This is a genomic window from Sphingobacterium sp. UBA7038, from assembly GCF_002494055.1.
Classification (GTDB): domain Bacteria; phylum Bacteroidota; class Bacteroidia; order Sphingobacteriales; family Sphingobacteriaceae; genus Sphingobacterium; species Sphingobacterium multivorum.
The window spans coordinates 75,916-83,588 of record NZ_DLAV01000028.1 but is presented as its reverse complement, the minus strand read 5'-3'; the positions used below and the strand labels follow the sequence as shown (position 1 = coordinate 83,588).

At 41.0% G+C, this 7,673-nt stretch carries 6 protein-coding genes; 1 reads left to right on the top strand and 5 read right to left on the bottom strand.

Translation table 11 applies throughout. From position 1 onward, the window contains the following. Positions 1 to 93 precede the first annotated feature (93 nt). The 5 genes from prfA to B3H30_RS18490 all read right to left on the bottom strand — a co-directional run bounded on the left by prfA (position 94) and on the right by B3H30_RS18490 (position 5,217). Entirely contained in the window at positions 94 to 1,167 is a 1,074-nt protein-coding gene (gene prfA / locus B3H30_RS18510) for a peptide chain release factor 1 (RefSeq protein WP_088160156.1), read from the bottom strand. A gap of 98 nt (positions 1,168 to 1,265) precedes the next feature. Further along, positions 1,266 to 1,595, bottom strand: coding sequence for a DMT family transporter (locus B3H30_RS18505; protein ID WP_075990964.1), 330 nt, complete (start codon positions 1,593 to 1,595; stop codon positions 1,266 to 1,268). A gap of 66 nt (positions 1,596 to 1,661) precedes the next feature. Continuing rightward, on the bottom strand, positions 1,662 to 2,252 hold the full coding sequence (locus B3H30_RS18500; protein WP_286834763.1) for a Crp/Fnr family transcriptional regulator: 591 nt from the start codon (positions 2,250 to 2,252) through the stop codon (positions 1,662 to 1,664). Further along, the gene (locus B3H30_RS18495; RefSeq protein WP_286834762.1) at positions 2,234 to 2,989 is read right to left on the bottom strand and encodes a UDP-2,3-diacylglucosamine diphosphatase; all 756 of its coding nucleotides are present in this window, start codon (positions 2,987 to 2,989) and stop codon (positions 2,234 to 2,236) included. Before B3H30_RS18495 ends, B3H30_RS18500 begins: the two co-directional genes overlap by 19 nt. A gap of 59 nt (positions 2,990 to 3,048) precedes the next feature. Next, complete coding sequence (locus tag B3H30_RS18490; protein WP_286834761.1) at positions 3,049 to 5,217, bottom strand: M1 family aminopeptidase; 2,169 nt, start codon at positions 5,215 to 5,217, stop codon at positions 3,049 to 3,051. Between the two features lie 238 nt (positions 5,218 to 5,455). On the opposite strand from B3H30_RS18490, the gene B3H30_RS18485 reads away from it, so the two are divergent. Further along, positions 5,456 to 7,579, top strand: coding sequence for a prolyl oligopeptidase family serine peptidase (locus B3H30_RS18485; protein ID WP_145328929.1), 2,124 nt, complete (start codon positions 5,456 to 5,458; stop codon positions 7,577 to 7,579). The last annotated feature ends 94 nt before the right edge of the window (positions 7,580 to 7,673 follow it).

The window sequence follows — 7,673 nt, the reverse complement described above, 5'->3', positions numbered from 1 at the left end:
ACCAGCTGAACTACCAGACCTCAACCCTTCTCCTCAGAAGGTGTGCAAATATAGCGTTTGTTTACGTATCTGCAAAGATTTTTTGAAAAAAAACTAATCTACTTGGCCATCTTTCATCTTCTCTGCATTCTCAGCAAACTGCAATGCATCGATAATTCCTTGAATATCACCGTCCATAATTGCCGGTAAGTTGTACATCGTCATTCCAATACGGTGCTCCGTTACGCGACCTTGAGGGTAGTTATATGTGCGAATTTTTGCCGAACGGTCTCCTGTAGAAACCAAAGTTTTTCTTTTTGCAGCGATGTCGCCGTTCTTTTTGTTCAACTCGAGCTCATAAAGTTTGTTCCGCAACATCTCCATCGCTAACTCACGGTTGGCTAATTGGGAACGTTCTACCTGACAAACAACAACGATACCCGTCGGTTTATGCGTCAACTGTACCTTTGTTTCGACCTTGTTGACGTTCTGTCCACCAGCACCACCTGAACGGGATGTCTGTAATTCTATATCACCAGGATTCACTTCAACATCGACTTCCTCAGCTTCTGGTAACACAGCTACTGAAGCTGCGGAGGTATGTACACGGCCTTGAGTTTCGGTATCTGGAACGCGTTGTACACGATGTACTCCTGATTCGTATTTCAATTGTCCGTAAACGTCTTCACCGATAACTTTTAAAATCACCTCCTTGTAACCGCCAGAGGTTCCTTCGGTAACGTCCATTACTTCGTTGCGCCAGCCTTTGGTTTCGAAATAACGTGTGTACATGCGGTAAAGGTCACCCGCAAATAAGGCTGCTTCATCACCACCTGATCCACCACGAATTTCGATAATGGCATTTTTCGCATCTTCAGGATCCTTCGGAATAAGCATTAGGCGAATTTCTTCTTCTTTTTCTTCTTTTGCTACGTATAAAAGATCCAATTCCTCTTTGGCCATCTCACGAAGTTCTTGATCCTTCTCGTTCATGATGATGTCCTTATTGGTATCAATATTACTCACCATATTTTTGTAAATATGGTATTGGTCCACAATTTTGCCCAAATCTTTGTACTCTTTATTCAATTTGGCAAAACGTTTCATATCTTGCATGGTATCAGGGTTGCTCAATTCAGCTTCCACTTCTTCCCATCTTTCTTTTATCGCTTGTAATTTGTCTAACATATATCAAAAATGCTTCTTCTAGGAATGTATGACCTAGATTACTATTGAGTGTACAAAAGTAAGGAAATTTTGTTGCTTTTAAACAACCTAGCCTGCTATTAATGAGAGGAAACTGCTTTTAGTCCTACGATGGAAGCAATCAGCGTGAAAATAAAGAATATGCGCCAGAAATCTGCTGGCTCCTTAAAGAAGAAGATCCCCATTAAAACAGTACCTACCGCACCTATTCCGGTCCAAACAGCATAAGCGGTGCCCAAGGGAAGTGTCTGTGTGGCTTTGATCAATAAGCCCATACTTGCAAATAGGAATACAACAAAGGCACCATACCAGAACCATTGCCCATTCCCGGTTGCATCTTTGGCTTTACCCAAACACGTGGTGAAACCAATTTCACATAATCCGCCCAATATTAAAAATATCCAGTTCATATCGTTTTCTATTTTTTATTTTGGTACAAAGTTCCAGCTTTTGGCCGATAATAATTTTTACAAATGTTAAAAATTTGTGTGAATAGTTGCGCGAATCCGACTTAAGGTAACTTGACTGACGCCGAGATAGGAGGCGATGTAACCAAGTTTGATCCGCTGGATATATTGGGGGTATTTTTGAAGTAACTCGGCATAGCGCTCTTGGGCAGTATTAAAGAGCTTGGACATGGTTCGTTGTTCGGCCTTGATGAATTCAAGTTCAGCCATCTTTCTTCCCCAGTTTGCAATGGCAATATCACTTTCGTAGAGGTCAAAAAGTTGCTTTTGGTCTATCTGATAAACAACACTATTTTCTAAAAGGTCTATGTTTTCATAACCCGGTGTATCATGGACATAACTATTCATGGATATGAGTGTTCCGCCGGGTGAAACAAAATCCAGGGTAATCTGGCGGTTGGCCGTCTCGTAGTAAACGCGGGCTAATCCTGAAGCCAGAAAATAGATGTCTTTTTGAATTTTGTCCTGTTCGATCAACAGGCTATTTCTTTTCGCCGTAATTTTCTTACTGACCTGCTCCAATTTTGCAGCACTTTCAGGTGTTAGAAAGTGATAACCATTCAGGCAATCGGATAAAGAAATTAGGATTTGCTCGCCCATTTTTCCAAACGTAAAGTTTCACCATCCCAAACTGCATAGGTATGGTAATTGATCCATTCCCCTAAATTTAGAATACGACTATTGGAGTTCAGCTCAACATCATAGGGAAGATGTCTATGGCCAAAGATATAGTAGTCGTGATGTTGGGTTGACTCCAGTTCCTTTGCATAACCGATCAACCATTCTTTGTCTTCGCCCAGAAACTTTTCGTCCTCATTATTCGAAAGCCTGCTATGTTTGGACCAACGTGTCGCGATTCCGATTCCGAGATTTGGGTGCAACCGTGCAAATAACCATTGACAGAGACGGCTCCGAAATACTCTCTTGAGTATCTTGTATTTGTAATCTCCCGAACCTAAACCATCGCCGTGGTGAATGTAAAAATGTTTTCCGTTGAGATGTAACTCCAGCTCATTGTCGATGATGCGTACATTTAATTCCTTTTTGAGGTAATCAAACATCCACATATCGTGGTTGCCTTTAAATAAAGTAATGGGAATGCCGAGATCTGCAATTTCGGCTAATTTACCCAAAAAGCGGATATAGCCTTTTGGGACAACAGTCGCATATTCAAACCAGAAATCAAAAATATCACCAACAAGATAGAGCTGTGCAGCATCCGTTTTGACCTGGTCCAGCCACTGTATAATTTGCAGCTCCCTTTCCCGTGAACGTTCCAAGGGGTAAGATCCAAGATGAAAGTCGGAGGCAAAATAAATTTTTGTTCTTGTTGACATGTGGCCAAAACTAAAAAAAATGGAGGCGAATACAAAATTCGCCTCCACAATATATTTTGCTATGATTTAGATAATTCGGTGATCAGCGCTTTTAGATATTCGGTAGCATCGGGATCAATGCGGTTCAAGGACTGCTGAAGTTGATCTGGATAAGCACTTTTTATTGCCATGATTGAACTTGCGATAACCATATAGGATTTGTCGGTTACAGCATTCAGAATTAGACTTTTGTATTTTTTATCTTTTGTCTGTGCAAGCTTTTGAATCGCAGAGGCACGGATAACAGAGGCTTCGGACTTCTCTGCAAGTGCCAAGATGGTTTTTTCGGCTGACTTACGGACCGCGGGATTGCTTAGATCGAGACCTTGAATCGCTGTTGCGGCAAGATCCGCATCGGTATCCGCCAATGCTTTTGTTAAGATTTGCTGGCTGATGGTATTTGTCGGATTTTTTGAGGCATAGGCAATCGCACCGACGCGGTTGGCAAATGAAGGTGCATGCTCATATTGATATAGATAGTCGGCATCTGATTTATCGATTTGAATTTGACCCACGAGTGTTTTTTCGGGATCAATATCAATAAATTCAACAGCAGCAGGTAGCGGGATCATAAATTGGGCATTCCGCCTGTTGAGTTGAAATGTCTGTCTGATCTTTCCATTTTTGGTATAGATATCGACGGCCAAGGGAAGCTGGAAAGTCTGTACCGTAGAATCTTGAATTTGGGCTACATTCAGTATGACACTGTTCTCTCCGTTTCTTGTTGTGATCTTCAAAATTGGATGTCCGCCTTGGTAATACCATTGATTGAAGTACGGAGCCCAGTCTTTGCCGGTCACTTCTTCCATTGCTAGACGGAGCTGTTGCGGCTCGCCGGTTTTAAAGGAATTGTCTGTCAAGTATTTTTTCAACGATTGATAGAACGCTTCATCACCCATTTGCTCTTTTAGGGCATAGAGAATCAATGAGCCTTTCGCATAGCTGATATTATCAAACATATCTTCTTTATCATGATAATAATAACGGGCTAAAGTCGGGCTTTTCCCATTTTTAGTCGATTTGAGATAGGACTGGAGTTTTTCAAATCTAGATTTATCTCCACGATCTTTACCGCCATCGTGCTCACGCCAGATAACTTCGCCGAAAGTGGCAAAAGATTCGTTCATGGTTAAATTGGACCAAGATTCTGCTGTGACCAAATCACCAAACCACTGGTGAAATAGTTCATGCGCAATCGTTCCTTCCTGATTATCGTCCAACAATTCGCGTTTCGTCTTTTGTACATGTTCGCCATGTAGTGTTGCACTTGTATTTTCCATGGCACCTGAGACATAATCGCGACAGACGATCTGTGCATATTTATTCCAAGGGTAAGGAACACCCAAAGTCTTGCTGTAGAAGTCCATCATCGCTGGTGTCTTACCGAAGATATCTTTGGCATAGGGCGCATATTTCGGTTCAAGGTAATAGTCAACGGGGATATTGTTGTATTTGTCCTGATAGATTTTAAAATCACCAACGGCCATCATAAATAGATATGGGGCATGTGGTAAATCCATTGTCCAGGTATCTGTACGGGTACCGTCATTATTTTTCTGTTGCTTGCTCAATACACCATTCGATAGGCTGACATAGTTGTCAAGAACAGTCATGGAGATTTCTGCTGTAGTCTTTTGGTTGGGGCGATCAATCGTCGGGAACCAGGCTGATGATGCTTCAGTCTCACCTTGTGTCCATATTTGACGAGGTTTGTTCGGCGCGCGCTCATCAGGGTTGATAAAATATAGTCCCTTAGCATCGTTAATCGCTGCGCTGCCCTGAACTTTTAATAAGTTGGGTTTTGCTGTGTAATCGAGGTATACTGTATATTGTTCCTTGGCAACGTAATTACGGTCCAGCTTGATCAGCAGGGAATTATTGTCATAGCTATACTTTAAAGGGACCAATTGTTGGCCATTGACTAGCGACACCTGTTTGATATCCATGCCTTTTGCGTCGAGACGAAGGGAATCTGTTGGATAGAAATGGGGTTGTAACGTGATCCACTCTTTTCCATTGAGGAATTGATTGGTATAGTCAAAACGAACATCCAGCTTGGTGTGGACAAGATTGTTGATCTTCGTAGGAGTGGCTCGATATTGTTGATCTATGGGAAGTTGTTGTGCTTCGCTTATTCCAATTTGAAGAATGGAAATTGACAAAGAGAGATATATGACTTTTTTAAACATTGTTGTGATATTTTCAAGATTTAAATAAATCTAAAGAAATTTCGGTTGCTATGAAAATATACCGCAAAGAAATATGTGTATAATGTTGCTGGATAGGTTGTTGTGCGTTAAAAAATGCAGGTGTATCGTATATTTTAAGATAAGAGATCGATAAATTTATTTATATTCAACTCAAATTGAATTTTCAGGTGCTAAGTGAATAAAACTTAGGTTGGTTGAAACAAGTAGACGATTTTTTATGATAAACAAAAATTTTGGCCTTATTCTAATGATGATAGGTATGGCAGGTACGGCGACGACCGGTTATGGACAACAGTTAACATATCCGAAGACAAATAAAGGAACCGTCGTGGATGAATTTTGGGGTGAAAAGATTGCAGATCCTTACCGCTGGTTGGAGGATGATCGTTCAGCTGAGACAAAAAACTGGGTACAGGCAGAGAATAAAGTGACTTTTGACTATTTGAATGCAATTCCATTCCGTACAAAATTAAAAGATCAATTAACCGAAATATGGAATTATGAAAAAATAGGGACTCCGTTTAAGGAAGGTGCATATACTTATTTTTTTAAGAATAACGGCTTACAGCAACATGCTGTGCTTTATCGTAAACTAGGGGAGACGGGAGGAGAAGAAGTTTTCTTGGATCCAAATACATTCTCGAAAGATGGATCAACTTCATTGGCCGATGTTTCGTTTTCAAAGGATGGCAGTTTAGTCGCCTATTCTATTTCTGAAGGAGGATCAGACTGGCGGAAAGTCATTGTACTGAATGCCAAGGATAAGTCGCCTGTAGGTGAAACGCTAGTGGATGTCAAATTCTCTGGTATTGCATGGAAAGGAAATGATGGTTTTTATTACTCGAGTTACGATAAACCAAAAGGATCTGAACTTTCTGAAAAAACAGACCAACATAAATTATACTACCATAAACTTAAAACAGCCCAATCTACAGATAAATTGATTTTTGGTGGCCCTGAAACACCGAGACGTTATATAGGAGCTTCATTAACAGACGATCAACGTTACCTGATTATTTCCGCTGCAAATACGACAACAGGAAATGAACTTTATTATCAGGATCTCAATCAGCCGAACGGCAAGATTGTCTGCTTACAAGATCATTTTGACGCAAATACAGGTGTCGTTGACAATATTGGGGATAGTTTCTTATTGGAGACGAACTACAAGGCTGCCAACAACCGTTTGGTAAAAGTTGATTTGAAGAATCCTGCAAAGGAGAACTGGAAAGATGTTATTCCAGAAACTGAAAATGTACTTTCGATCAGTACGGGTGGAGGCTATCTTTTTGCAAACTATTTGAAAGATGCCGTTTCGGTTGTGATTCAATACGATTATACGGGTAAAAAGATTCGGCAAATAGAATTGCCTGGTGTGGGTACGGCGAGTGGTTTTTCGGGTAAGAAAAAGGAAAAAGAAATCTATTTTGGTTTTTCAAATTACATTACACCTTCTTCAAGTTATAAGTTTGACGTAAATTCTGGTCAGTCTACACTTTATATCAAACCTAAGGTGAAATTTGATTCCGATCAGTATGAATCGAAACAGGTTTTCTACACATCCAAAGATGGTACTAAGGTTCCGATGATTATTACGTACAAAAAGGGGATTGTCTTAAATGGGAAAAACCCGACGATTGTGTATGGTTATGGCGGCTTTAATATCAGCTTGACACCTGCCTTTAGTACTTCCGTTGCAGTTTGGTTGGCCAATGGTGGTGTTTATGCTGTTCCGAATTTGCGCGGAGGGGGTGAATATGGTCAGAAATGGCATGATGGCGGTAGACAATTCAACAAATTGAATGTGTTTAACGATTTTATTGCCGCGGCACATTATCTTCAGGAGAATGGTTATACATCACCCGAGTATACTGCTTTATCGGGGGGCTCAAATGGTGGCTTGCTCGTTGGAGCAACAATGACAATAGATCCCAAAGTAGCCAAGGTCGCACTGCCTGAGGTTGGTGTTTTGGACATGTTGCGTTATCATACCTTCACAGCTGGTGCAGGTTGGTCCTATGATTATGGTACGGTCAGTGATAGCAAAGAAATGTTTGATTATCTGAAAGCATATTCTCCGGTGCATAATGTGAAATCTGGGGTTTGTTACCCTGCGACGATGGTCTTTACCGGAGATCATGATGATCGGGTGGTACCGGCGCACTCCTACAAGTTTGCTTCCGAACTGCAGTCAAAGCAAGCGTGTGATAACCCCGTATTGATTCGTATTGAGACAAAAGCTGGCCACGGTGCTGGACGGTCAACAGAAGTTCTGATCAATAGTACAGTTGATAAATATGCTTTCGCGCTCTGGAATATGGGTATTAAAGAGTTAAAGTAAGTAGACAGTTTTCCAGTGCTCAAAGCATTATCTGTTGGTTCAAAGCACTGTTTGTAGAGCAATGAATAAAAAAGCCGCGATCAAGTTATTGACC